At 67.5% G+C, this 23890-nt stretch carries 26 protein-coding genes and 1 riboswitch; of the genes, 12 read left to right on the plus strand and 14 right to left on the minus strand.

Features of this window, described 5'->3' with window-relative positions; genetic code table 11:
- Window positions 1-9: 9 nt before the first annotated feature.
- Together greA and IE266_RS03570 are read right to left on the minus strand one after the other, a co-directional pair.
- The gene (gene greA / locus IE266_RS03565; protein WP_189678651.1) at window positions 10-480 is read right to left on the minus strand and encodes a transcription elongation factor GreA; all 471 of its coding nucleotides are present in this window, start codon (window positions 478-480) and stop codon (window positions 10-12) included.
- Between the two features lie 118 nt (window positions 481-598).
- Window positions 599-985 carry a VOC family protein gene (locus IE266_RS03570; protein ID WP_189678652.1) on the minus strand — a complete coding sequence of 129 codons (387 nt, stop codon included), beginning with the start codon at window positions 983-985 and terminating at the stop codon, window positions 599-601.
- 84 nt (window positions 986-1069) lie between these two features.
- On the opposite strand from IE266_RS03570, the gene soxR reads away from it, so the two are divergent.
- From soxR to IE266_RS03595, 5 genes are all read left to right on the plus strand, one after another.
- Entirely contained in the window at window positions 1070-1585 is a 516-nt protein-coding gene (gene soxR, locus IE266_RS03575; RefSeq protein WP_189678653.1) for a redox-sensitive transcriptional activator SoxR, read from the plus strand.
- A complete protein-coding gene (locus IE266_RS03580) occupies window positions 1578-2423 on the plus strand; it encodes an isocitrate lyase/PEP mutase family protein (protein WP_189678654.1) in 846 nt (281 codons plus the stop codon). The genes soxR and IE266_RS03580 overlap by 8 nt, the downstream gene beginning before the upstream one ends.
- Before the next feature lie 95 nt (window positions 2424-2518).
- Window positions 2519-4168, plus strand: coding sequence for an electron transfer flavoprotein-ubiquinone oxidoreductase (locus IE266_RS03585; RefSeq protein ID WP_189678655.1), 1650 nt, complete (start codon window positions 2519-2521; stop codon window positions 4166-4168).
- A 235-nt stretch (window positions 4169-4403) separates the two neighbouring features.
- Complete coding sequence (locus IE266_RS03590) at window positions 4404-6119, plus strand: tetratricopeptide repeat protein (protein ID WP_189678768.1); 1716 nt, start codon at window positions 4404-4406, stop codon at window positions 6117-6119.
- Complete coding sequence (locus IE266_RS03595) at window positions 6106-6939, plus strand: 4-(cytidine 5'-diphospho)-2-C-methyl-D-erythritol kinase (protein ID WP_189678656.1); 834 nt, start codon at window positions 6106-6108, stop codon at window positions 6937-6939. The genes IE266_RS03590 and IE266_RS03595 overlap by 14 nt, the downstream gene beginning before the upstream one ends.
- Window positions 6940-6946: 7 nt before the next feature.
- Here the strand turns inward: IE266_RS03595 and IE266_RS03600 are convergent, their stop codons facing one another.
- Window positions 6947-7945: a polyprenyl synthetase family protein gene (locus IE266_RS03600; protein WP_189678657.1), complete on the minus strand. Its 999-nt coding sequence runs from the start codon at window positions 7943-7945 to the stop codon at window positions 6947-6949.
- Window positions 7946-8001: 56 nt separating this feature from the next.
- Here IE266_RS03600 and IE266_RS03605 point away from each other — a divergent pair, with 56 nt between their 5' ends.
- From IE266_RS03605 to IE266_RS03615, 3 genes are all read left to right on the plus strand, one after another.
- Entirely contained in the window at window positions 8002-8217 is a 216-nt protein-coding gene (locus tag IE266_RS03605; RefSeq protein ID WP_189678658.1) for a putative signal transducing protein, read from the plus strand.
- Window positions 8211-8981 (plus strand): tRNA1(Val) (adenine(37)-N6)-methyltransferase, encoded by a 771-nt coding sequence (locus IE266_RS03610; RefSeq protein WP_229863888.1) that lies wholly within the window; start codon window positions 8211-8213, stop codon window positions 8979-8981. The genes IE266_RS03605 and IE266_RS03610 overlap by 7 nt, the downstream gene beginning before the upstream one ends.
- Window positions 8982-9106: 125 nt before the next feature.
- Window positions 9107-9271: a YdcH family protein gene (locus IE266_RS03615; RefSeq protein WP_189678659.1), complete on the plus strand. Its 165-nt coding sequence runs from the start codon at window positions 9107-9109 to the stop codon at window positions 9269-9271.
- Here the strand turns inward: IE266_RS03615 and yddG are convergent.
- Both yddG and IE266_RS03625 read right to left on the minus strand, forming a co-directional pair.
- Entirely contained in the window at window positions 9268-10134 is an 867-nt protein-coding gene (gene yddG / locus IE266_RS03620) for an aromatic amino acid exporter YddG (RefSeq protein WP_189678660.1), read from the minus strand. The genes IE266_RS03615 and yddG overlap by 4 nt on opposite strands.
- Window positions 10131-11078: a transcriptional regulator GcvA gene (locus IE266_RS03625; RefSeq protein WP_189678661.1), complete on the minus strand. Its 948-nt coding sequence runs from the start codon at window positions 11076-11078 to the stop codon at window positions 10131-10133. The genes yddG and IE266_RS03625 overlap by 4 nt, the downstream gene beginning before the upstream one ends.
- A gap of 110 nt (window positions 11079-11188) precedes the next feature.
- On the opposite strand from IE266_RS03625, the gene IE266_RS03630 reads away from it, so the two are divergent.
- Entirely contained in the window at window positions 11189-11350 is a 162-nt protein-coding gene (locus tag IE266_RS03630) for a hypothetical protein (RefSeq protein ID WP_189678662.1), read from the plus strand.
- Window positions 11351-11396: 46 nt separating this feature from the next.
- Here IE266_RS03630 and phbB read toward each other — a convergent pair whose 3' ends face one another.
- From phbB to IE266_RS03645, 3 genes are all read right to left on the minus strand, one after another.
- Window positions 11397-12119, minus strand: coding sequence for an acetoacetyl-CoA reductase (gene phbB, locus IE266_RS03635; protein WP_189678663.1), 723 nt, complete (start codon window positions 12117-12119; stop codon window positions 11397-11399).
- Between the two features lie 179 nt (window positions 12120-12298).
- Entirely contained in the window at window positions 12299-13474 is a 1176-nt protein-coding gene (locus IE266_RS03640; protein WP_189678664.1) for an acetyl-CoA C-acetyltransferase, read from the minus strand.
- Between the two features lie 139 nt (window positions 13475-13613).
- Window positions 13614-14453, minus strand: coding sequence for an EAL domain-containing protein (locus IE266_RS03645; protein ID WP_373310487.1), 840 nt, complete (start codon window positions 14451-14453; stop codon window positions 13614-13616).
- A gap of 108 nt (window positions 14454-14561) precedes the next feature.
- Between IE266_RS03645 and IE266_RS03650 the strand changes: the two genes are divergently transcribed.
- Window positions 14562-15131, plus strand: a complete 570-nt coding sequence (locus tag IE266_RS03650) for a DNA-3-methyladenine glycosylase I (RefSeq protein WP_189678665.1) — start codon at window positions 14562-14564, stop codon at window positions 15129-15131.
- 5 nt (window positions 15132-15136) lie between these two features.
- Here the strand turns inward: IE266_RS03650 and IE266_RS03655 are convergent, their stop codons facing one another.
- The 5 genes from IE266_RS03655 to IE266_RS03675 form a co-directional block, all read right to left on the minus strand.
- Window positions 15137-15565, minus strand: coding sequence for a hypothetical protein (locus IE266_RS03655; RefSeq protein WP_189678666.1), 429 nt, complete (start codon window positions 15563-15565; stop codon window positions 15137-15139).
- A 234-nt stretch (window positions 15566-15799) separates the two neighbouring features.
- Window positions 15800-16492, minus strand: coding sequence for a thiamine ABC transporter ATP-binding protein (locus IE266_RS03660; RefSeq protein WP_189678667.1), 693 nt, complete (start codon window positions 16490-16492; stop codon window positions 15800-15802).
- The gene (locus IE266_RS03665; RefSeq protein WP_189678668.1) at window positions 16479-18026 is read right to left on the minus strand and encodes an ABC transporter permease family protein; all 1548 of its coding nucleotides are present in this window, start codon (window positions 18024-18026) and stop codon (window positions 16479-16481) included. Before IE266_RS03665 ends, IE266_RS03660 begins: the two co-directional genes overlap by 14 nt.
- Window positions 18002-18982: a thiamine ABC transporter substrate binding subunit gene (gene thiB, locus IE266_RS03670; RefSeq protein WP_189678669.1), complete on the minus strand. Its 981-nt coding sequence runs from the start codon at window positions 18980-18982 to the stop codon at window positions 18002-18004. The genes IE266_RS03665 and thiB overlap by 25 nt, the downstream gene beginning before the upstream one ends.
- Window positions 18983-19016: 34 nt before the next feature.
- A riboswitch (TPP riboswitch) is annotated at window positions 19017-19116 on the minus strand.
- Between the two features lie 35 nt (window positions 19117-19151).
- A complete protein-coding gene (locus tag IE266_RS03675) occupies window positions 19152-20021 on the minus strand; it encodes a 1-acyl-sn-glycerol-3-phosphate acyltransferase (protein WP_189678670.1) in 870 nt (289 codons plus the stop codon).
- 163 nt (window positions 20022-20184) lie between these two features.
- Between IE266_RS03675 and aroC the strand changes: the two genes are divergently transcribed.
- Window positions 20185-21288, plus strand: a complete 1104-nt coding sequence (aroC, locus tag IE266_RS03680) for a chorismate synthase (RefSeq protein WP_189678671.1) — start codon at window positions 20185-20187, stop codon at window positions 21286-21288.
- A gap of 4 nt (window positions 21289-21292) precedes the next feature.
- The gene (locus IE266_RS03685) at window positions 21293-22237 is read left to right on the plus strand and encodes an AEC family transporter (RefSeq protein ID WP_189678672.1); all 945 of its coding nucleotides are present in this window, start codon (window positions 21293-21295) and stop codon (window positions 22235-22237) included.
- A 111-nt stretch (window positions 22238-22348) separates the two neighbouring features.
- On the opposite strand, the gene IE266_RS03690 is transcribed toward IE266_RS03685, so the two are convergent.
- Window positions 22349-23854: a malonate--CoA ligase gene (locus tag IE266_RS03690; RefSeq protein WP_189678673.1), complete on the minus strand. Its 1506-nt coding sequence runs from the start codon at window positions 23852-23854 to the stop codon at window positions 22349-22351.
- Window positions 23855-23890: the final 36 nt, after the last annotated feature.

The following is a 23890-nucleotide window of genomic DNA, read 5'->3' on the forward strand; positions in this document are numbered from 1 at the left end:
TGACCCCGCTCAGGTATAGCTGATCTTCAGGACTTCGTACGACCGTTCGCCGCCAGGCGTGCGCACCTCGACCGTATCGCCTTCGTCCTTGCCGATCAGGGCGCGGGCGATGGGCGACTTGATGTTGAGCAGGCCCTTCTCGATGTTGGCCTCGTGCTCGCCGACGATCTGCCAGGTCTTTTCCTCGTCGGTGTCCTCGTCCACCAGCGTCACCTTGGCACCGAACTTGATCGCACCGCTCAGCTTGGCCGGGTCGATCACCTCGGCCAGCGAGATCACGCCCTCGAGTTCCTTGATGCGCCCCTCGATGAAGGACTGCTTTTCGCGCGCCGAATGGTATTCGGCATTCTCCGACAGGTCGCCGTGCTCGCGCGCTTCGGCGATGGCCGCGATGATCGCGGGGCGCTCGACCGATTTCAGCTGCTTGAGCTCGGTCTCGAGCGCAGCATGGCCGGCGGGGGTCATCGGGATCTTTTCCATTGGCCTCGTCCACTACAAAAATCGGCGCCCCGCCGCATGGATGCGCCGGGGCTGCCGCTGGAATCGGATAACAAGAGACGCAATGCGACGTCAAAATGCAAGGGGAGTCGGTGGCAAATCACCGCTGGTGGCTGGCTACCTCCCATTCGATCCCATCGGAATCGTCGAAGTAGAAGCGCCGTCCCGGCTCGTAATCATTGTGGTTCGTCGGGGTGAAACCGGCGGATTTCACGCGGCTTTCCACGCTGTCGATGTCATCGGTGAAGACCGCGATATGGTTCAGCCCGCCGATCGTCGCATAGGAATTGTCGCGCCCCGGCTGCGCATTGCCGGGCGAATAGAGCGCCACATAGGCATCATCGGTGCCGACATGGACGGTGAACCCGTTGTTGAGCGCCGGCCCCTGCCAGCGGATGTGCCAGCCGAAGACATCGCCCAGCCATGCGGCGGTGGCCTTGGGGTCGGAGACGGTGACGTTGGCGTGTTCAAGCCGTGCAGCGGACATGGGATTTCCTTTCCTGATTTCTGATGGCCTCAATGTCCTTCCTCAAGTAAGGTTTAGGTCAAGGCATAAGAAAGGCGCAAAATCATGGGTTTGTCAAAAAACGCCAGGGGGCTTCCCATCGGATGGGTGGCCGAGCGCACAGGACTCAGCGTCTCGGCGATCCGATTCTACGAGGAAGAGGGCCTGGTCAGCCCCGGCCGCGACCGAGGCGGGCGGCGGGTGTTCCAGCGCGCCGACGTGCGCCGGCTCTCCTTCGTGCTTATCGCCCAGCGGCTCGGCTTCGGCCTGGCCGAGATCCGCGCCGCGCTCGACGCGCTGCCCGAGGGGCGGACGCCGACGCGGGACGACTGGACCCGCCTGGCCGAGGGCTTCCGCGCCCGGATCGACGCCCGCATGGCCGGGCTTGCGGCGCTGCGCGACAAGCTCGACGGCTGCATTGGCTGCGGCTGCCTTTCGCTGGACCGCTGCGCCATCTATAACCCGGAAGACACGGCCGCGCGGCTAGGTGAGGGGCCGCGCTATGTGATGGGTGACAGCCCGCGTGCGGCGCGGGATAAGGGCGGGCAGGGACAACCAGAGGGAGAAGGTCTCGATGAGTGACGCGCAGCGGGAGAAGTTCGAACGCTTCCGGGCCATGCATTGGGACAAGGGCGCCTTCCTGATCCCCAACCCATGGGACGCCGGTACAGCGCGGATCCTGACCCAGCTCGGCTTCCAGGCCCTCGCCACCACCAGCGCCGGCTATGCCTTCTCGGTTGGCAAGCGCGATTCCCATGCGGCGCTGACCCGCGCCGAGATCCTCGAAAACGCCCGCCGCATCGTCGAGGCGACGCACTTGCCGGTCTCCGCCGATCTCGAGGACGGCTTCGGGACCGAACCGGCGATCTGCGCCGAGACCATCGAGATGGCCATCGAGACCGGGCTGGTCGGCGGCTCGATCGAGGATGCCACCGGCCACCCCCACGCCCCGATCTACGAGACCGTGCTCGCCGCCGAACGCATCGCCGCCGCGGCGGATGCGACGCGGGGCAAGCCCTTCCTGCTGACCGCGCGGGCCGAGAACTATCTCTGGGGCCGTCACAACCTCGCCGACACCATCGAGCGCCTGCAGGCCTATTCCGAGGCCGGCGCCCATGTGCTCTACGCGCCGGGCCTGTCCGACCTGAACGACATCCGCACGCTCTGCCGCGAGGTCGACAAGCCGGTAAACGTGGTCATGGGCCTCGTCGGCCCTACCTTCACCGTTGCGGACCTTGCCGAGGCCGGGGTCAAGCGCATCAGCGTCGGCGGCTCGCTCGCCCGCGCCGCGCTGGGCGCGATGATGCGCGCCGCCGAAGAGATGCTCGAACACGGCACATTCCGCTATGCAAAGGATGCCGCGCGGCCGGGCACGATCACCGAGATGATGTCGGATATCAAACTGACCGAACGTCGCTAAACCGCCCTTTGCCCGCTTGTAATTGACCACGAGTGACGGCAAAGGGTATGAGCCGCGAAACATTATTGCGCCTCCAGCCACCAGAGGAGCCCGAAATGGCCGAAGTCGAACGCGAAGCAATGGAATACGACGTTGTGATCGTCGGCGCAGGACCAGCGGGCCTGTCCGCCGCGATCCGGCTCAAGCAGCTGGATGCCGATCTGAACGTCGTGGTGCTGGAGAAGGGCTCCGAAGTCGGCGCGCATATCCTCTCGGGCGCAGTGCTCGACCCCTGCGGTCTCGACGCGCTGATCCCCGACTGGAAGGAAAAGGGCGCGCCGCTCAACGTGCCGGTGAAGGAAGACAACTTCTACATGCTGGGCGAGGCGGGCAAGATCCGCATCCCCAACTTCCCGATGCCGCCGCTGATGAACAACCACGGCAACTACATCGTCTCGATGGGCAACGTCTGCCGCTGGATGGCCGAACAGGCCGAGGCGCTGGGCGTCGAGATCTTCCCCGGCATGTCCTGCTCGGAACTCGTCTACGGCGAGAACGGCGAGGTGAAGGGCGTTGTCGCGGGTGAGTTCGGCAAGGAAGCCGATGGCACCATGGGCCCCAACTACGAGCCGGGCATGGAACTGCACGGCAAGTATGTCTTCATCGCCGAGGGCGTGCGCGGCTCGCTCGCCAAGCAGGTCATCGCCAAATACGACCTCTCCAAGGGCCACTGCCCGCAGAAGTTCGGCATCGGCATGAAGGAGATCTGGGAGATCGACCCGGCCAAGCACAAGGAAGGGACCGTCACCCACACCATGGGCTGGCCGCTCGGCGGCAATGCTGGCGGCGGGTCGTTCATCTACCACCTTGAGAACAATCAGGTCTACGTCGGCTTCGTGGTGCACCTGAACTACAAGAACCCCTACCTGTTCCCCTACATGGAATTCCAGCGCTTCAAGCACCACCCGATGGTGGCCGAGCTGCTGAAGGGCGGCAAGCGCGTGGCCTATGGCGCGCGGGCGATCAGCGAGGGCGGCTGGCAGTCGATGCCGAAGATGGTCGCGCCGGGCGTGGCGCTGCTCGGCTGCTCGGTCGGCATGGTCAACGTGCCGCGCATCAAGGGCAACCACAACGCGATGCTCTCGGGCAAGGCGGCGGCCGAAGCGGCCTATGCCGCGATCCAGGCCGGGCGTTCCGCGGACGAGCTGAGCGACTACGAGACCGAAGTGCGCAGCGGCGCGATCGGCCAGGACCTCAAGAAGGTGCGCAACGTCAAGCCGCTCTGGTCGAAATACGGCCTGCTGGCGAGCCTGACGCTCGGCGGCTTCGACATGTGGACCAATACCTTCGGCTTCTCGCTCTTCGGCACCCAGCGCCACGGCAAATCCGATGCGGCGGCTACCGAAGAGGCCAGCAAGCACCAGCCGATCGACTATCCCAAGCCCGACGGCAAGCTGTCCTTCGACCGGCTGACCAACGTCAGCTTCTCGATGACCAACCACGAGGAAAGCCAGCCGCCGCACCTCAAGCTCAAGGACCCGGACGTGCCGGTCACGGTGGACTACGCCAAATATGCCGGCCCGTCCTCGCGCTACTGCCCGGCGGGCGTCTACGAGTTCGTGGAAGAGGAGCCGGGCAAGCCGCGCTTCGTCATCAACTTCCAGAACTGCGTCCACTGCAAGACCTGCGACATCAAGGACCCGGCGCAGAACATCGTCTGGACCACGCCGCAGGGCGGCGACGGACCGAACTACCCCAACATGTGATCCCAGCCGGGCCGGTGGCCGTTTTCCTTCGAGGAAAACGGCCGAAATCCGCCACGGATTTCGGCGCCCCTCTCGGGGCGCATTTCCCGCGTACGCGGCGACAATCAGCCCCTCACGCGGATTTTAGACAAAAAGCACACGTCTCGGCGGCGCCTTCGGGCGCTTGCCATTGCCTGTGGCGGCGCGAGGGCATAGCTTGAAGTCCAGCTTGTCCATCATCCGAGGTATTCGCGTGATCAAGGCATTTTCCAAGGCGGCCGCGCTGGCGGCAGCCCTGTCGGTCGCCCTGCCCCTGCCGCTTCTGGCGCAATCCGCCTCCGGGTCGTATCTGGCCGGGCGACAGGCGCTCTTCCTGAGCGATTTCGACGCCGCCGCGACCTATTATTCCCGCGCGCTGGCGCGTGACCGGGGCAATGCCCAGCTGATGGACAGTGTGGTGCTGGCGCAGCTGGCACTTGGCCAGGTCGACCGGGCGCTGCCGGTGGCCGAGGTGCTCGAGGCGCGCGGCGTGCGCAGCCAGGTCGCCGGCATGGTGATCGTGTCGAACCTGATCGCCGCCAAGGACTACAAGGCGCTTCTGGCCCGCGATCCCGAGACCCAGGGCATCGGCCCGCTGGTCGACGGGCTGGTCAAGGCCTGGGCGCTGCTGGGATCGGGCGACGAGAAGGCGGCAATGGCCGAGTTCGACGCCGTGGCCAGCGGCAACGGCCTGCGCAGCTTTGCCATGTATCACAAGGCGCTCGCCTTGGCGACGACCGGCGATTACGAGGCGGCCGAGGCGATCTTCGTCGAGGGCAACGGCGGCCTCGCGCGGATGAGCCGCCGTGCCGCCATCGCGCGGGCCGAGATCCTGTCGCAGCTCGGCAAGAACGAGATGGCGCTCGAGGTGCTGACCGAGGCCTTCAACACGTCCTACGATCCCGGCCTCACCAGCATCGCCGACAAGCTCGCCGCCGGCGAGACGCTGCCCTTCGACGTGGTCACCTCGGTGACCGAGGGGCTGGCCGAGGTCTTCTTCTCGATCGGCCAGGCGCTGATGGGCGAAAGCTCGGACGACTACGCGCTGGTCTATGCCCGCATCGCCGGCTACCTGCGCCCCGGCCATATCGACGCGCTGCTGCTCAGCGCCGAGCTGCTCGACAACCTCAAGCAGTTCGACCTGGCCGTCGCGACTTACCGCCAGGTGCCCGCCGACAGCCCCGACCACAGCGCCGCCGAACTGGGCCGCGCCGAGGCGCTGCGCCGCTCGGCCAAGCCCGACGCGGCCATCGAGGTGCTGGAACGGCTCAGCCAGGACTATCCGACGCTGCCGCTGGTCTACTCGGCGCTCGGCGACCTCTATCGCCAGCAGGAGAAATACGCCGCCGCGGTCGGTGCCTACGACAAGGCCATCGACTACAGCGAGGAAGGGTCCGCCGGCGAGTGGTTCCTGCTCTATGCCCGCGGCATCAGCCATGAACGGCTGAAGGAATGGGACAGCGCCGAGGCCGACCTGCGCCGCGCGCTCGACCTCAACCCCGACCAGCCGCAGGTGCTCAACTATCTCGGCTATTCGCTGGTCGAACGGCGCGAGAAGCTGGACGAGGCGCTGGGCATGATCGAGCGCGCCGTCGCGGCGCGGCCCGACAGCGGCTACATCGTCGATTCGCTCGGCTGGGTGCAATATCGCATGGGCCGCTATGCCGAGGCGGTGGGGAACATGGAAAAGGCGGTCGAGCTGATGCCGGTCGACCCGGTGGTGAACGATCACCTTGGCGACGTCTTCTGGGCCGTGGGCCGCCACCGCGAAGCGCAGTTCCAGTGGAAGCGCGCGCTCTCCTTCATCAAGCCCGACGACACCGACGGCGAGGCCAACCCCGACCGGATCCGCCGCAAGCTGGAAGTCGGCCTGGACAAGGTCCTCGCCGAGGAAGGCGCGCCGCCGCTCAAGGTCGCGAATGGCGGCAACTGAGCCGGTCCGCGTCTTTGCGCCGGCCAAGGTCAACCTGACGCTGCATGTCACCGGCCGGCGGCCCGACGGCTATCACCTGCTCGATTCGCTGGTCGTCTTCGCCGGGGTGGGCGACGAGATCACCGTGACGCCCTCGGACGAGCTGACCCTGACAATCGACGGGCCGGAAGGCGCGGGGCTTGCGGGCGAGGGCGACAACCTCGTGCTGCGCGCCGCGCGGCTGCTCGGGCCGGGGCGCGGGGCCGAGATCCGGCTGACCAAGCGCCTGCCGGTGGCCTCGGGGATCGGTGGCGGCTCGGCCGATGCGGCGGCGGCGCTGCGCGCGCTGGCGCGGCTGTGGGATCTGCCGCTGCCGGCGCCGGAGGCCGTTCTGGCGCTTGGCGCCGACGTGCCGGCCTGCCTCCTGGGCAAGGCGCTGCGGATGGGTGGCATCGGCGAAGAGCTGGCCCCGGTGCCGACCCTTCCGGCAATGGACATCCTGCTGGTCAACCCGCGCATCGCCGTGCCGACGCCCGAGGTCTTCCGCCGCCTCGAACGGCGCGACAACCCGGCGATGCCGGCGGAACTGCCGGAATGGCGTGATGCCGCCGCCTTCGCGGCCTGGCTCGCGGAACAGCGCAACGATCTCCAGCCCCCGGCCATCGCGGTGGCACCACAGATTGCCGATGTGCTGGCGGCGCTGCGCGCCAGCGATTGCCTTTTCGCCGGCATGTCCGGGTCGGGTGCGACCTGCTTCGCGCTCTACCCGCCGGCCGCGGCGGCGCAGGTCACGGGGCTCGATCCCGCCTGGTGGCGGGCGCAGGGGCCGGTTCTGCCCTGACGGGATCTCAGTTCAGGCGGTCGACCACATAGGTGGCAAGGTCGGCAAGCATGTCGCGCACCGGCAGGTCGGGCAGCGCCTCGAGCGCCGAGCGAGCCTTGCCAGCCCAGACCACCGCATCGCGCCGCGTCGCCTCGAGCGCGCCATGGCGCTGCAACAGGCCCAGAGCGGTTTCCAGGTCGCCCGGCTCCTGCTTGCCCGCGCCGATGGTGCGCTGCCAGAAGGCGCGCTCCTCGGCATCCGCCGCGGCAATCGCCTTGATCACCGGCAGGGTCAGCTTGCCTTCGCGGAAGTCGTCGCCGACGTTCTTGCCGATGGTGCCACTCTCGCCCTGGTAATCCAGCAGGTCGTCGGCAATCTGGAAGGCGATCCCCAGCGCGTCGCCATAGGCGAACAGCGCCCGCTCCTGTTCGTCGCTGGCCGAGGCGATCACCGCCCCCGCCTCGGTCGCCGCCGAGAACAGCGCCGCCGTCTTGCCGCGCACGATCTGGATATAGGTCGCTTCGGTGGTCGCCAGGTCACGGGCCGCGGTCAGCTGCAGCACCTCGCCCTCGGCGATGGTGGCCGAGGCATTGGCGAGGATGTCGAGTACCCGCAACGAGCCGGTCTCGACCATCAGCTGGAACGACCGGGCAAAAAGGTAATCGCCGACCAGCACGCTCGACTGGTTGTCCCACAGCAGGTTCGCAGTGGGCCGCCCGCGCCGCTGCTTGCTCTCGTCGACGACGTCGTCATGCAGCAGGGTGGCGGTGTGGATGAACTCCACCGTGGCGGCCAGCTTGACGTGGTCGCTGCCCTGGTAACCGCAGAGCCGTGCCGCCGCGAGGGTCAGCATGGGCCGCAGGCGCTTGCCGCCGGCCTCGACCAGGTGGGCCGTCACCTCGGGAATGCGCGGGGCATGTTTCGACGCCATCCGCTCGCGGATCAGCGTGTTCACGGCGTTCATATCCTCGGCCAGCAGGGCGGCCAGCCGGTCTTGCGGTTTCTGGGCAGTCACGACGTCCATTCAACTTCCGCTTCGAGGCTCGACAAGCTGCCGGGCCTGACCTTACATCCCCAATCATGAAGGAACTTCTGCGCAGCACAGACCCGACGATCTTCGCCTTTGCCAACGCCCTTCTTCGGGGCGAGGATATAGACTGCTTTGAGATAGACGTAAACATGAGCGTCCTCGAAGGCGGGTTGGGCATACTGCCGCGCCGGCTGATGGTCCGGGGCGACGATTACGACCGCGCGGCGCAGGTGATGCGCGACAACGGCATCGCGGTTTCATCGTGAGTTTCGCGCCCGAGGATCTGTCGCGCGACGCCTTCCTGCGTGGGCGGATGTGGCTCTATCAACCGAAATCCGGCTATCGCTCGGGGCTCGACCCGGTGCTGCTGGCGGCGGCGGCCCCGGTGCTGCCCGGCCAGTCGGTGCTCGACCTCGGCTGCGGCGTGGGGGCCGCGGCGCTCTGCCTGCTGGCGCGGGTGCCGGGGGCGCGGGCGGTGGGGCTCGAGATCCAGCCGGCCTACCACGAACTGGCGTTGCGCAACGCCGCCGAGAACGGTGTCGACTTCCGCCCGGTGCTGGGCGACGTGGCCGATGGCGCGCGGGCGTTGCAGGGCGAGAACTTCGACCACGTCATCGCCAATCCGCCCTACTACCGCGCCGGGGCGCACACACGGGCCAGCGACGCCGGGCGGCAGACCGCCCTGGGCGAGGCGCTGCCGCTTGCCGAATGGATCGCCACCGCCGCGCGCAGGCTCAAGCCGCGCGGGTTCTTCCACATGATCCAGCGCGCCGACCGCCTGCCCGACATGCTCGCCGGCTGCGCCGGACGGCTCGGCGCGCTGGAACTGCTGCCGCTGGCCGCGCGTCCGGGCCGCGCGCCCGAGCTGGTGATCCTGCGCGCGCGCAAGGACGGGCGCGCGCCCTTCCGGCTGCACGCGCCGCTGGTGCTGCATTCCGACGACCGCAGCCTTGGCAACGGCAAGAACTACAGCCCCGCGATTGCCGCCGTGCAGGCCGATGCCGCGCCTCTGCCCTGGCCCGAGGCCTGAAAAGGCACCGTTAAGCGGCAGACCGCCATTGTAACAGTTTGTTGACCACGAGGCGCGCAGTACGCGTGACAGACTCGGGAGGATATGCTCAACTGAAGGGGCAAGTTGTTCAAAGGAGGACCGACATGAGCCTTAGCTCACACCTGGCCGAACTGAAGAAAAAGCACGAACATCTGAGCAACGAGGTAGAACAGGCACAGCGGCATCCCGGCGCGGATCAGCTGGAACTGGCATCCCTGAAGAAGCAGAAACTGAAGCTCAAGGAAGAGATCCAGCGCCTGTCACACTAGGCGCGTCTGAGGCTGGCGCGCGCTGCGATCAGCGCGCCGCCAGTGATCAGCACGGCGGCAATCGCCAGCGTCCATGACGGCGCAGCAAGCCCCGTAAGGACCAGCAACAAGGTGGACAGCAGTGGCGCAGCATAGGAGCTCGTGCCGAGAAGCTGGATATCTCCGCGCTTGACGCCAATGTCCCAGACGTAAAAGGCCAGCCCCACCGGGCCCAGGCCAAGGGCGATTGTCGCTGCCCATCCCATAGGGCCAACCGGCCAGGCCGGCGTCTCGAAGACGAGATGCAGGCCGGTCGACAGGATGGCTGTCGCCACGCAGAAAACGGCGACCGAGGCGGTGGGCACCGCGCCGAAGCGGCGTGACACGACCGAATAGACCGACCAGGTCAACGCGCAGGCCAGCGCCAGGCCATAGCCGGCGGCATATTGCGCCTGGAACCCGGTCGAGCCTCCGGTGATGATCAGCGCCGCGCCGCCAAAGCCCAGCAGCGCGCCCAGCAGATGCGCGGGCCGCAGCCGCTCGCCCGGCAGCAGGCCCGACAGCAGCACGATCAGCAAAGGCCAGAGATAGGCGATCAGCCCGGCCTCGGCGGCGGGCGCAAGGCGCAGCGCCGAGAAGTAGAGCGCGTGATAGCCGAACAGCCCCAGCGTCCCGAAGGCATAGACCGACAGCGGCACGGCGCGCAGCCGACCAAGCCCGCCGCTCGACGCGGCCCAGACCAGACCCACAGCGCCACCTATGGCAAAGCAGATGGCGTTCAGCATCAGCGGCGGCACCGGGGCGGACCCGACCGTGAGCGCGGCGAGCAGAGACCACAACAGGACGGCGCCAAAGCCGATGGCGGTTGCGCGGGAACGGGTCATTTGGCGGGCAGGTCCTCGACAGGAATGATGCGCAGACCTTCGGTCACGCTGGCGGTCTTGGCAATCTCGGCAAGGATCCATTCGCGGAAGGCGCGGATCTGCGGGCGGTTCTCGGTGCCTTCGGCGCAGAGAAAGCGGAACTGCGCCTTGGTCGAGATGGCGATGCCGAAGGGCGCGACGAGCCGGCCCTCGTAAACGTCCTTGATGACCAGCGCGCGCCGTCCCAGCGCAACGCCCATGCCCGCCAGGGCCGCGTCGACGGCATGGTCGCCATGGCTGAACCGCGCGCCCTGCGTCGGAACATGGTCGATCCCGACGGCGCGGAACCACTCGGGCCAGTTGCAGGGTGGATCCAGGAAGTCGATCGACTGGTCGTGGATCAGCGGCGCCTCGCGCAGGCTGTCGGGCGTCGGATAGCGTTCGGCCAGTTCGGGCGTCATCACCGGCGTCAGCCATTCGGTGGCCAGCGGCAGGGCATAGAGACCCAGGTCCGGCCCATAGCCAAAGCGGATCGCCACGTCGATCTGGTCACGGTCGAGATCCATCATCCGCAGGCTCGCCGAAAACCGCAGCTCGATCTCCGGGTGCGCGCGCGCGAACTCGTAGAGCCGCGGCGCCATCCACTTGGCGGTGAAGGCCGGACCGGCGGTGACGGTCAGCGTCGTAGAATCCTGCAACCGCCGCGCCGCCGCCCAGGCGGCGGTCAGGGTGCGGAACCCCTCGGCAGTGCCCGGCGCCAGCGCGCGGCCCTCGTCGGTCAGCTCGACCGCCCGGTTGAGGCGATGAAACAGCGGCCGGCCCAGGTGCTCTTCCAGCGACTTGATCTGGAACGACAGCGCCGCCGGCGTCACGTGCAACTCGTCCGCCGCCTTGGCAAAGGACATGTGCCGTGCCGCCGCCTCGAAGGCGCGCAGGGCGGTCAGGGGCGGCAGTGAGGTGGCCATGATCGATCAAGATTTTCTTGAGTGAACGAGGTGAAAGTCTCGTTTGTCCACGAGGATGTCAATCGAGGATAGTGGCCTTGGGAGAGGATTTCTTGCCCAAGGAGATCGTCATGATCGAGAACCCGACGAATATGGATACCCTCCGCGCGATGAACCGCGCGCACGAGGAACGCGGCAAGGCGATGCGGGCCATGTTGGCCTGGCTGTTCCGTCGCGCTCAGCCCGCCAGGGACGTGACCTGTTCCGCTGCCGCCCCGATCGCCGCAGAATGAGAAAAGGCCGGTTCGCATTGAACCGGCCTTACCCCGAATTCGGATATCAGACGAAGAACTGACCGCCGTTGGCCGAGATGGTCGAGCCGTTGATGAAGCCGGCATCGTCCGAGGCCAGGAAGACCACGCAGCGCGCGATCTCTTCCGGCTCGCCCAGGCGGCCGGCGGGGATCTGCGCGATGATGCCTTCCCGCACCTTCTCAGGCACCGCCATCACCATGTCGGTGGCGATATAGCCCGGGCAGATCGCGTTGGCGGTGATGCCGGCGCGGGCGCCTTCCTGGGCCAGGCTCTTGATGATGCCAAGATCGCCGGCCTTGGTGGCGGCATAGTTCACCTGGGCGAACTGGCCCTTCTGGCCGTTGATCGACGAGATCACGATGACCCGGCCGAACTTGCGGTCACGCATCCCCGGCCAGATCGGATGGACGGTGTTGAACACGCCGGTGAGGTTGGTGTCGATGACCTCGTGCCACTGCTGCGGCGTCATCTTGTGGAAGGGCGCGTCGCGGGTGATGCCGGCATTGGCGACCACCACGTCGATCGGGCCGACCTCGGCCTCGACCTTGGCGATGCCTGCCTTCGAGGCATCGTAGTCGGCCGCGTTCCACTTGTAGGTCTTGATTCCCGTTTCCTCGGTGAACTTGGCGGCGGCTTCGTCATTGCCCGCGTAGGTGGCGGCGACGTTATAGCCCGCGTCCTTGAGCGCCTTGGAAATCGCCGCGCCGATGCCGCGGCTGCCGCCGGTCACGAGTGCCGTTCTGGCCATTGGTCTGTCTCCTCCATTGGGAATTGCTTTGTAACTCTGTTACCTGTCGAGGTGAAGATACGCAATATTGTTGCGTGACGAATTTTTGCCTGGCATCGCCCCGAAAAGGAGCTTTTCGCGCAAATCTTTGGCATTGCATGAAAAAAGGCGCCCGAAGGCGCCTTTCTCAGTGGCTCGCGTTACGGCCGTTCCAGGCACATGGCGACGCCCATGCCGCCGCCGATGCAAAGGGTCGCAAGGCCCTTCTTGGCGCCGCGGCGCTGCATCTCGAACAGCAGGGTGTTGAGGATCCGCGCACCCGACGCACCGATCGGGTGGCCGATGGCAATGGCGCCGCCGTTCACGTTCACGATCGACGGATCCCAGCCCATGTCCTTGTTCACCGCGCAGGCCTGGGCGGCAAAGGCCTCGTTGGCCTCGACCAGGTCCAGGTCCTCGGGCTTCCAGCCGGCCTTGGCCAGCGCCTTGCGGCTGGCATAGATCGGTCCGACCCCCATGATCGACGGGTCGAGACCCGCGGTGGCATAGGAGGCGATGCGGGCCAGCGGGGTGATGCCACGCTTTTCCGCCTCGGCCGCGCTCATCAGCAGCACGCCGGCGGCGCCGTCGTTGATGCCCGAGGCGTTGGCCGCTGTCACCGAGCCGTCCTTGGTGAAGGCCGGGCGCAGCTTGGCCATCGCGTCGATGGTCGCGCCGTGACGGATGTACTCATCGCTGTCCATCACCACGTCGCCCTTGCGGGTCTTGATGGTGAAGGGGATGATCTCGTCCTTGAACTTGCCGGCCTTCTGCGCCGCCTCGGCCTTGTTCTGGCTGGCAACGGCGAACTCGTCTTGCGCCTCGCGGCTGATCTGCCACTGCTGCGCCACGTTCTCGGCGGTCTGGCCCATGTGATAGCCGTTGAAGGCGTCCCACAGGCCGTCACGGATCATCGTGTCGATGTAGGAGACATCGCCCATCTTGTAGCCCTGGCGCAGGTTCTGCGCGTGGGGGCTCATCGACATGTTCTCCTGCCCGCCGGCTGCCACGATCTCGGCATCGCCAAGCTGGATGTGCTGGGCGGCCAGCGCCACGGCGCGCAGGCCCGAACCGCAGACCTGGTTGATGCTCCACGCCGCGCTTTCCTTGGGAAGGCCGGCGTTGATATGGGCCTGGCGGGCCGGGTTCTGGCCCTGTGCCGCGGTCAGAACCTGGCCGAGGATGGTCTCGCTCACCTCGCCCTTGTCGATGCCGGCGCGTTCGACAAGCGCGGACAGAACGGCGGCGCCCAGATCATGTGCCGGAGTGTTGGCGAACGAGCCGCCAAAGCTGCCGACGCCCGTGCGCGCCGCGGATGCAATAACTACGTTGGTCATGTGTCGCAAATTCCTCTGCCAGGGACCAGAAGGCCGTTCTACCTCGCGAGTCGCGGTCGGCTTCTGTTCATCCCATCCGAATGATTAGACGATCGGCGCCCTTGCGGCAACATGCGGGGATGCCGCGGCGTCAGGTGGCTCAGGCCCGCCGGCGCTGCGCCTCCCCCTCCCAGTCCGGGCGGATGGTGGGCGCACCGAAGAGACGGCCCTGCAACCCGTCGACCCCGGTCCGCACCAGGAACTCGGCATCCTCGACCCGTTCGACCGCGGTGGCGATCACCATCATGTCGAACTGCCGCGCCACCGCGACCAGCGCCTGCACCACGGCCTGGTTGTCCGGCGACCGCGCCAGGTCACGCGCGAACTGGGCGTCGATCTTCACCGCGTCGAAGCAGAACTCGCGGAAATGGCCGAAGACCGTGGCCCCGCCGCCGAAATCGTCCAGCGCGAAGGCGATGCCATGCGGTTGCAGGCGGTCCATGAAGTCGATCACCAGCTCGGGCACCGTCATCGCCGAGGCCTCGCTGATCTCCAGCATCAGCCGCTCCCCCAGGGTCGGGTCGCGGGCGAGGTTGCGGTCGAGCACCTTCATCCATGCCTTGTAGCCGATCGAGCGCGCCGACATGTTGATCGAGAGCCGCAGCGCCGGGTGGCGCGCAAGCACCTTCAGCCCGGCGTCGAGCGCGTTGCAGTCGAGCATCCGCCCCAGCTCGCTCGCCTCGATCGCCGGCATGAACTCGCGCGCCGGGATGATCCGGCCGGCGGGGTCGAGTACGCGGATCAGCCCCTCGTGAAACATCGCGCCATGCGGCCGCTGGGCCTGGAAGACCGGCTGGTAGGCAAGCAGCGTCTCGCGGTGGCGGATCGCCTCGGCCACGGTTTCGGGCAGGGCCCGGTCGCGCCCGTGCAGCGCGGCGGCCAGGGGGCTCTCTGCGCCCTCCGGGATAATCGTCCTGGCCCGTCGTTTCAGAATCCGCATGGCACCTCCACCTTGCTCCCGGTGTCGCGCAGAGAGGTGAAAGGGGGCTTAACCTTCGCCTTTTCGCGTGTTTTGCTGAAACTTGTCGAAGACAACCGGGGGCAGGCGATGCAGCGATGCGCATGGGCGGGCGAAGAGCCGATCTACGTCGAATATCACGACACCGAATGGGGCGTGCCCGAATACGACAGCCGCGCGCTTTGGGAAAAGCTGATCCTCGACGGCTTCCAGGCAGGCCTCAGCTGGATCACAATCCTTAAAAAGCGCGACAATTTCCGCGCCGCCTTTGCCGGCTTCGACCCCAACGTCGTCGCCACCTGGGGCGAGGCTGAGGTCGCGCGGCTGCTGGCCGATCCCGGCATCATCCGCCACCGCGGCAAGATCGAGGCGACGATCTCCAACGCGCGCGCCTGGCAGCAGATCGAGGCGGCGGGCGGCTTCGACCGTTTCCTGTGGGACCGGGTCGGCGGCCAGCCGATCCAGAACCGCTGGGCCAGCAAGGCCGAGGTGCCCGCCTTCACCCCGCTCTCCGAGCAGATATCGAAGGACCTCAAGCGCGCGGGCTTCCGTTTCTGCGGGCCGACCATCGTCTATGCCTTCATGCAGGCCGTCGGCATAGTCAACGACCACGTCACCACCTGCCACCGCCACGCCGAGGTGGCGCGGCTGGCGGGCTGACCCGGTCAGACCAGCCGGGGCGTAGGGGCTGCGTGCTCCAGCAGCCGCCCGTCGCAGACGCCCAGAAAGCGCATGGCCGGGTGGGTCTGGGTGAAATAGGCCGCCCTCAGCCGCGAATTCCGCTCCATCACACGCAGGAACCGCGCAGCGATCAAGCGGCCGGGCTCCTGCGAGGCGACCACGGCGATTCGCTTGCAGCGGTTGTTCATGCGGAACAGCCCGCCGATCAGCTCGCAAAGATTGTCGACCACCGCGAGGTCGACCTTGGGCCATTTGATGCAGCTAAGATGTATTATTTCATCCACAGTTCGATGGTATTTGGGGTCGCGCTCCAGCGCATCGATCAGCTCCACGACGTCGCGCGCCTTCGGATAGCCCGCATAGATTATGCGGGCCACGTTGAGGTCCGGAAAGATGTCGTATCGGCAGGTCATTGTGCACCCCCTGGCGACATCCGGCTAAGGGTTGAACTGCTTGACAGCGATACTGACACGATTCCGGTGGACGACCGAATGAAATCTCCGGGAGCGCTGCCTGGGAAGCGATATTGGCATGTCATCAACCGAAAGGCGGACAAAGGCCGTACCCGTTGGGTCCGGTCGCTCGATACTGTGGGCATTCTGAGTTAGTTCCTTGTATTCCGGCTAACGTGCTGAGAAATCTGACACTTAGCCAAGGTAATCGCGCAACGCGGGCGGCGGATTGTCAAGCAGTTCTTCCGTAGGGGCAGGTTCCTCTGCACGCCCCTCGGCGACGAGGATCACCTGTTCGGCGATGCGCCGTGCATCGTTCGGGTCGTGGCTCACCATCAGCAGGGTGGCCTTGGCCTCGCGCGCCAGCGCCGCCACGAGGTCCAGCATCTCGGCCTTCAGGGCCGGGCCGAGGGCCGCGAAGGGCTCGTCCAGCAATAGAAGCGGGCGTTTCTGCACCAGCACGCGGGCCAGCGCGGCACGGCTCTGCTGCCCGCCCGACAGTGCCGCGGGCTTGCGTTCGCCCAGCGTGCGCAGGCCGACCCGCAGCAGGGCGTCCCGCACCCGGTCCTCCTCTGCGACATTGAGCCGCAGGTCCGGTCGGATGCCGAGACCGACGTTCTGCGAAACAGTGAGGTGCGGAAACAGGTTACCGTCCTGAAACAGCATCGCCACCGGGCGCTGGCCTGGCGTGTCATGGGTGATATCGGTGCCGCCCCACAGGATCCGGCCCCGCACCACCGGATGAAATCCGGCAATCGCCCCGAGCAGGGTCGACTTGCCGGCGCCCGAAGGGCCGATGACGGCAACGCTTGCGCCGGGTTCGACGCCCAAGTCGGCATCAAGGAAGAAGCCGCCATTATCGACGCGGATATTATCAAGGCGCAGCATGGCGGCCCCCACGATCGCACAGCCAGAAGGCGGTGACGGAAAGGATCAGGAGCAGCAGTGCCGCGCCCGAGGCCGCCTCCATACGGTATGCGGCCATCAGGCGGTAGATCTGAAGTGGCAGGGTGGCGGTTTCGGGGTCGGCGAAGAGCGCGATCACCCCGAGGTCGCCCATCGAGAGCGCCGCCGCCAGCCCGGCGGCAAAGCCGATCTGCGGCCGCATCCGGGGCAGCAGGACCAGCCGGAAAAAGCCCCAGGCCCCCATGTTCAGCGTCGCGGCAAGGCGGGCGTGGCGGTCGACCTCCTCGCGCGCCTTCGGGGTCAGGATCCGCAGCGCGAAGGGCAGTGCCATCAGCGCATTGACCAGTGCCGTGACCGGAAGCGCCAGCGCGAAGGGGCTGGCGACGGGGTTGATGAGCAGGAACAGCCCGGCCCCCAGCACCAGCGGCGAGACCGCCAGCCCCAGCAGACCCGCCTGTTCGACCAGCGGCATCCGCGCGGCGGCCAGCGCGATCGGCAGGGCGAGGCAGAGCAGCAGGATGGTACTCACCGCGGCCACGAAAACAGAGACTAGACAAGCCATGTAGACCTGTTCCGGCAGATGCAGCAGCCCCGGCAGCCCGGCGGCGGCGATGGCCGCCAGCGGCGCCAGAAGGAACAGCGCGGCGGCCAGGATCAACCCCGCGTCCAGCGCCCGCAACCCCGGCGTCCGCGCATCCCAGCGCTGCACCACCCGGTCGAGCCCCGCGCCGAAACCGCCCCGCGCCGAAACGCCAAGCGCCAGCGTGGCGGCGGCGAGCGTCAGGACAATCTGCACCAGCGCAAGCAGCGCCGACCGCCCGAGGTCGAAGTCGAAGCGGAAGGCCTGGTAGATCGCCAGTTCGATGGTGGTCGCCTTCGGCCCGCCGCCCAGCGTCAGCGCCACGGCAAAGCTGGTCAGGCAGATCGCGAAGATCAGCGCGGCTACCCCCGGTGCGGTGCGCGCCAGCATGGGCCGCTCCAGCAGCCGCCAGATCTCGCGGGGGCCGGCGCCCAGCTGGGCGGCCAGGCGAAAGCGTTCGGCGGGGATCTCCTGCCAGCCCTGCAGGATCAGCCGGGTTGCCAGCGGCAGGTTGAAGAAAACATGGGCCAGCACAACGCCGTGCAGCCCGTAGATGCTGACCGGCGGCAGGCCCGCCAGCCCCAGCAGCGCGTTCAGCCAGCCGCCCCGCCCGAAGACGGTCAGCAGGCCCAGCACCGCGACGATCACCGGCAGGATGAAAGGCGCGCCCAGCAGGGTGATGAGCAGCCCCCGCCCCGGAAAGCTGCGCCGCGCCAGCGCGCGGGCCACGGGAATGGCCAATGCGACACTGAACAGGGCGGAAAGCGCCGCCTGAAGCACGGTAAAGCGGATCGCCGACCAGTCCTGCGCCCCCAGCCCCGCGCCCGTCTCGGCGCGCAGTGCGACCGCGACCAGCGCGGCCAGCATCACCGCGGCGACCAGCGCCGCCGCGGCAAGGCCGGGCCAGGTCCTTACTGGCTGAGCGCCGAAAGCCATTCGGCCAGCGCGGTGTCACGCACCGCCTCTGCCTCCGCCTCGGGGATCAGCAGCGAGTTGCGCGGCTCTACCAGGTCGTTGAACCCCTCGGGCAGGCCGCCCTCGGGCATCACCGCCGGATACATCCAGTTGGTGGTCGGGATCACTGACTGGAAGGCATCGGTGGTGATGAACTGCAGGAACTGCTGGGCCAGTTCGGGCTGCTTGCTCGACGCCAGCCGCGCGGCCACCTCGATCTGCATGTAATGCCCCTCGTCAAAGGCCGCCGCCTCCTTGGTCGTGTCGCTCTCGGCGATGACGTGGTAGGCCGGCGAGGTGGTGTAGGAGAGCACCATGTCGGCCTCGCCCTCCAGGAACAGCCCATAGGCCTCGGACCAGCCCTTGGTCACGGTGACGATATTGTCGGCCAGATCCTTCCAGACCTGTTCCGCCTGGTCGCCATAGGCCGCCTTGACCCAGAGCAGCAGGCCCAGGCCGGGGGTCGAGGACCGCGGGTCCTGGATGATGATCTTGAGGTCGGACCGCGCCAGTTCCAGGAAGTCCTGCGGCACATGCTCCAGCTTGGTGTTGTGGACAAAGGCGAAATAGCCCCAGTCATAGGGTACGAAGGTGTCGTCGCTCCATTCGATCGGCAGCGCGTAGTCCGCCTCGACCCCGCTCGGCGCAAAGAGGTTGGTGGCGCGGGCGGCGGCGGTCAGGTTGGTGTCGAGCCCGAGCACCACGTCCGCCCCGGTGCGCTCGCCCTCCAGCCGGATCCGCGCCATCAGCGCCGCGCCATCGCCGGCGGTGACGAACTTCAGGTCGCAGCCGCAGGTCGCCTCGAAGGCCTTCTCGATCTGCGGGCCCGGCCCCCAGTCCGAGACGAAGCTGTCATAGGTGTAAACGGTCAGTTCCGGTGTCTGGGCGAATGCGCCCGTGGCACAGAGAACTCCCGCAGCAAATGTCAGATGTTTCATGGCATCCTCTTTGGTGCGGCTTTGGGCAAGGGTGGATGATGTCCATGACCTTCCCTCCGCCAGTGCTAACTGGTTCAGGTTCGACGGGTCTGCTTTTGGCATCTCAGCCCTTCCGGGCACCCCGAGGTATGGATGGATATAAAGCGCGCGCGCCACGCGGGCAAGCGCGTCAGCCGTAGAGGCCGGGCACCAGCCCCTCGGCCGCCGCCTTCAGCGCTTCGGGCGAGGTGCCCGGCGGCAGGGCCGGGCCGTAATGGATGTCATAGCGCCCGCCCAGCTTCTCCAGCAGCTCGGCGGCATAGCGCAGCGAGGCGACCATCGCGCCGATATTGTCGTCGCCCCCGCCAAGCGCCTGCGCGGCGCTGCGCAGCCGGTAGTAATAGCGCGAGTTGCGCGCATCCGGCGCCGCCGGGATCACCGGTGCCCCCGTCAGCTCCGAGATCCGCGTCGCGCCGCTGCGCCAGGCCGGTTCGACCAGCTGCCCGTTGCGCCTGTGCGGCACCCGGCCCGAGCCGAAGATCAGCAGCGCCCCGCCCTGGCCCAGATGCGCTTGCATCGCGGTAAACACCGGCTTGGTCGAAATCGCCCGGTTCTCGCGGTCGATGCGCACCGGGACGATCATGTCGGGCCCCAGAAAGGCCGCCGCCTCCTGGTTGGCCACGACCCTGAGGTCGCGCCGGACCGCCCCCAGTGCGGCGGCATGGGCAACAAAGTCGAACATCCCCGTCGGATGGGTCGAGGCGATCACCACCGGGCCTGTCGGCGGCACATGCTCCAGCCCGTGCGGCAAGATGGTCGTGCCGCCGTCGAGGCCCAGGACCGTGGTGACCAGCTCGTCCTTCGCCACCTCGGCCAGCCGCGACAGCAGCGCCTCGCTCTCGCGCAGGGCGAAGAACGGCTTGCCGAAGAGCAGCCGGCTCGCACCATCGGCGGCGCCGATGGCTCCGCGCAACAGGCCCAGCCGCAGCTTCGCGTCGCCCGCCAGGTGCAGGCGCGCGCGCAGAACGTCGTCCATGTGCCGCTCGTGGCTGGCGATCATCGCTGGCTCCTCCTGACGGCCACAATAGCACGGTGCCGCCCGCGGGTGTGGTCATGTATTCCATACCGCGAATGCGTTAACCTTTTGCGGAGCTGTCATCCGGCAATCCCATCTTGTTTGCGGCGCGCACCCTGACTACACCGTGCCGAAAGGAGCCCGCCCCATGTCAACCAACAGCTTCGGCCATCTGTTCCGCGTCACCACCTGGGGCGAAAGCCACGGGCCGGCCATCGGCGCAACCGTGGACGGCTGCCCGCCGGGCGTGGCCATCGACGAGGCCTTCATCCAGCAGTGGCTCGACAAGCGCAAACCGGGCCAGTCCAAGTTCACCACGCAGCGGCGCGAGGCGGATGAGGTCAGGATCCTCTCGGGGGTCTTCGAGGGGCAGACCACGGGGATGCCGGTGCAGCTGCTGATCGAGAATACCGACCAGCGGTCCAAGGACTATTCCGAGATCGCCGAAAAGTTCCGCCCCGGCCATGCCGACATCACCTATTGGCAGAAATACGGCATCCGCGACTATCGCGGCGGCGGGCGCTCCTCGGCGCGCGAGACGGCGAGCCGCGTCGCGGCCGGCGGCCTGGCCCGCGCGGCAATCGCCGCGCTGGTGCCGGGGGTCGAGATCACCGGCTACATGACCCGCGTCGGCATCCACGAGATCGACCGCACCCGCTTCGACGCCGCCGAGATCGGCAACAACCCCTTCTGGTGTCCCGATGCCCAGATGGCCGCGACCTGGGCCGACTACCTCGACGGGCTGCGCAAGTCGGGCAACTCGGTCGGCGCTGTGGTCGAAGTGGTGGCGAAGGGCGTGCCCGCCGGCCTCGGCGCGCCGGTCTACGGCAAGCTCGACACCGACCTGGCGGCGGCGATGATGAGCATCAACGCGGTCAAGGGCGTCGAGATCGGCGAGGGTATGGCCGCGGCCATGCTCACCGGCGAAGAGAACGCCGACGAGATCTTCATGGGCAACGACGGCCAGCCGGTCTATTCGTCCAATCACGCCGGCGGCATCCTCGGCGGCATCTCGACCGGGCAGGAGCTGGTGGTGCGCTTTGCCGTCAAGCCGACCTCGTCGATCCTCAAGCCGCGCCAGACCATCACCAAGTCGGGCGAGGCGGCCGAGATCATCACCAAGGGCCGCCACGACCCCTGCGTCGGCATCCGCGCGGTGCCGGTGGGCGAGGCGATGATGGCCTGCGTGATCCTCGACCACCTGCTGCTGCACCGTGGCCAGGTCGGCGAGAACCGCGGCAGGATCGGCTGACTTCTTGGCGGCGATCCTCTCGATCACCTTCCCGATCTACGCCGCCATCGCGCTGGGCTATGTCATCGTGGCGCGCGGCATGTTCAGCCGCGCCGACATGCGGGTGCTCGGGCAATATGTGGTCAACATCGCCATGCCGGCGCTGCTGTTCCGCGCCATCGTCGCGCGGCCGCTGACCGAGATCGCCGACCCCGGCTACATCCTCACGATCCTCGTGGGCGCGCTTGTCACCATCGCGCTCTCCTTCGCCTGGTTCACCCTGACCGCCCCCGACAAGGCGCGCCGCGCGGTGGCGGTGATGGGCACGGTCTGCCCGAACTCGGGCTTCGTCGGCTATCCGGTGATGCTCCTGGTGCTGCCCGACCTCGCCGGGCTGGTGCTGGCGCTGAACATGCTGGTCGAGAATGTCATCGTGATCCCGATCTGCCTGATCCTGCTGGACCTGACCCGCCCGCGCGACGAGGTGCATGTCGCCGCCGTGATCGGCCGCATCCTGCGCGACCTGCTCAAGCGGCCAATGATCCTCGCCATCCTCGCCGGTCTGGCCGCCTCGGCGATGGAGCTGACCCTGCCGGTGCCGGTCGACCGCTTCCTGCAGATGGTGGCCAATGCCTCGGCGGCGCTGGCACTGCTGGTGATCGGCGGCTCGCTGGTCGGGCTGCCGATGCATGGCAACCGGGTGATGGCGCTGCAGATCGCGGCGGGCAAGCTGCTGCTGCATCCGGCGGTTGTGGTCGGCGTCATCCTGGCGCTGGGCGCGCTGGCGCCGGGGCTGCTGTCACCCGACATGGCCCGCGCGGCAATCCTGACGGCGGCGGTGCCCATGTTCGGCATCTACGCGGTGCTGGCGCAGGAACGCGGGCTGGAAGGCGCCGCCGCGCTGGCCCAGCTCGCGGCCACCTCGGGCGCCTTCGTCACGCTGAGCCTGGCGCTCTACTGGCTCACCTGACCGCGCCGAAATCCTGCGAGGATTTCGGCCTGTTTTCCCGACGAGGAAAACCCCGCCGGTCCCGAATTCCTCGCAGGAATTCGGACGTTTTCCGCGACGGAAAACGCCCCCTCACCCCGTGAACAGACCCGCATATTCCTCGCGCAGAGCCTTCTTCTGCACCTTGCCCATGGTGTTCCTCGGCAGCTCGTCCACCAGGATCACCCGCTTGGGCTGCTTGAACTTCGCCAGCACGCCCGACAGCGCGCCCGAGATCGTCTCGGCCTCCAGTCCCGGCGCGCTCGGCACCACCACGGCCACCACAGCCTCGCCGAAATCGGGATGCGGCACCCCGATCACCGCGCTTTCCAGCACGCCGGGCATCTCGTCGATCAGGCTCTCCAGCTCCTTCGGGTAGACGTTGAAGCCGCCGGTGATCACCAGGTCCTTCTGCCGCCCGACGATGATGTAATAGCCATCCGCAGCCTGCCGCGCGAGGTCGCCGGTGATGAACCAGCCATCCGGGCGCAGCTCTTCCGCGGTCTTCTCCGGCATCTGCCAATAGCCCTGGAAGACGTTGGGCCCGCGCACCTCCAGCACCCCGATCTCGCCCGGCGCAACCTCGGCGCCGTTCTCCATGATGCGCACCTCGACGCCGGGCAGGGCAAAGCCCACGGTCCCGGCGCGGCGTTCGCCGTCATAGGGGTTCGAGGTGCTCATGTTGGTCTCGGTCATCCCGTAGCGTTCCAGGATGCGGTGCCCGGTGCGCGCCTCCCACTGCTCGTGGGTGTCCACCAGCAGCGGCGCCGAACCGGAGACGAAGAGCCGCATGTTGGCGGCGCGCTCGCGGGTCAGGCGGTCATCGGCCAGCAGGCGAGTATAGAAGGTCGGCACCCCCATCAGCGCGGTGGCCTCGGGCATCGCCTCCACGATCGCATCCGGGTCGAAACCGGCCAGGAAAACCACCTGGCAGCCGGCCAGCAGCGCGATATTGGTGGCGACGAACAGCCCGTGGGTGTGGAAGATCGGCAGCGCGTGGATCAGCACGTCCTCCTCCGTAAACCGCCAGTGGTCGCGCAACACCTGCGAGTTCGACGCGAGGTTGGCATGGCTCAGCATCGCCCCCTTCGACCGCCCGGTGGTGCCCGAGGTATAGAGGATCGCCGCCAGATCGCCCGAATCCCTCTGCACAGGGTCGAATCCGCCCTGCGCATCGGCCAGCTCGCGCAGGCTGCCCCGGCCCGCCGCATCCAGCGTCATCACCCGCGCCGCGCCGGCGATCGCTTCGGTCTCGGCCAGCCGCTTGGGGTCGCAGACCACCACGCGCGGGGTCGCATCGCCGATGAAATAGCCGATCTCGGCAGCGGTATAGGCGGTGTTCAGCGGCAGGAAGATTCCGCCGGCCATCACCGTCCCGAGGTAGAGCTGGATCGCCTCGATGGTCTTGCCCACCTGCACCGCCACCCGGTCACCGGGCACGACACCCAGCGCGACCAGCGCCGCCGCCATCCGCTCGGCCCCGGCAAACAACGCGCCGAAGCTCACCGTTTCGCCGCCGGGCAGGCGGGCAAAGGTGTCGCCGTCACGCCCGGCGCTGGCCGCGCGCAAAGCATGGATCAGGTGGTTTTGGTCATACATCGCGGCCCCTCCGGAAGAACGCCCCTATCTGCCCGG

It is taken from the genome of Seohaeicola zhoushanensis, assembly GCF_014656415.1.
Classification (GTDB): domain Bacteria; phylum Pseudomonadota; class Alphaproteobacteria; order Rhodobacterales; family Rhodobacteraceae; genus Seohaeicola_A; species Seohaeicola_A zhoushanensis.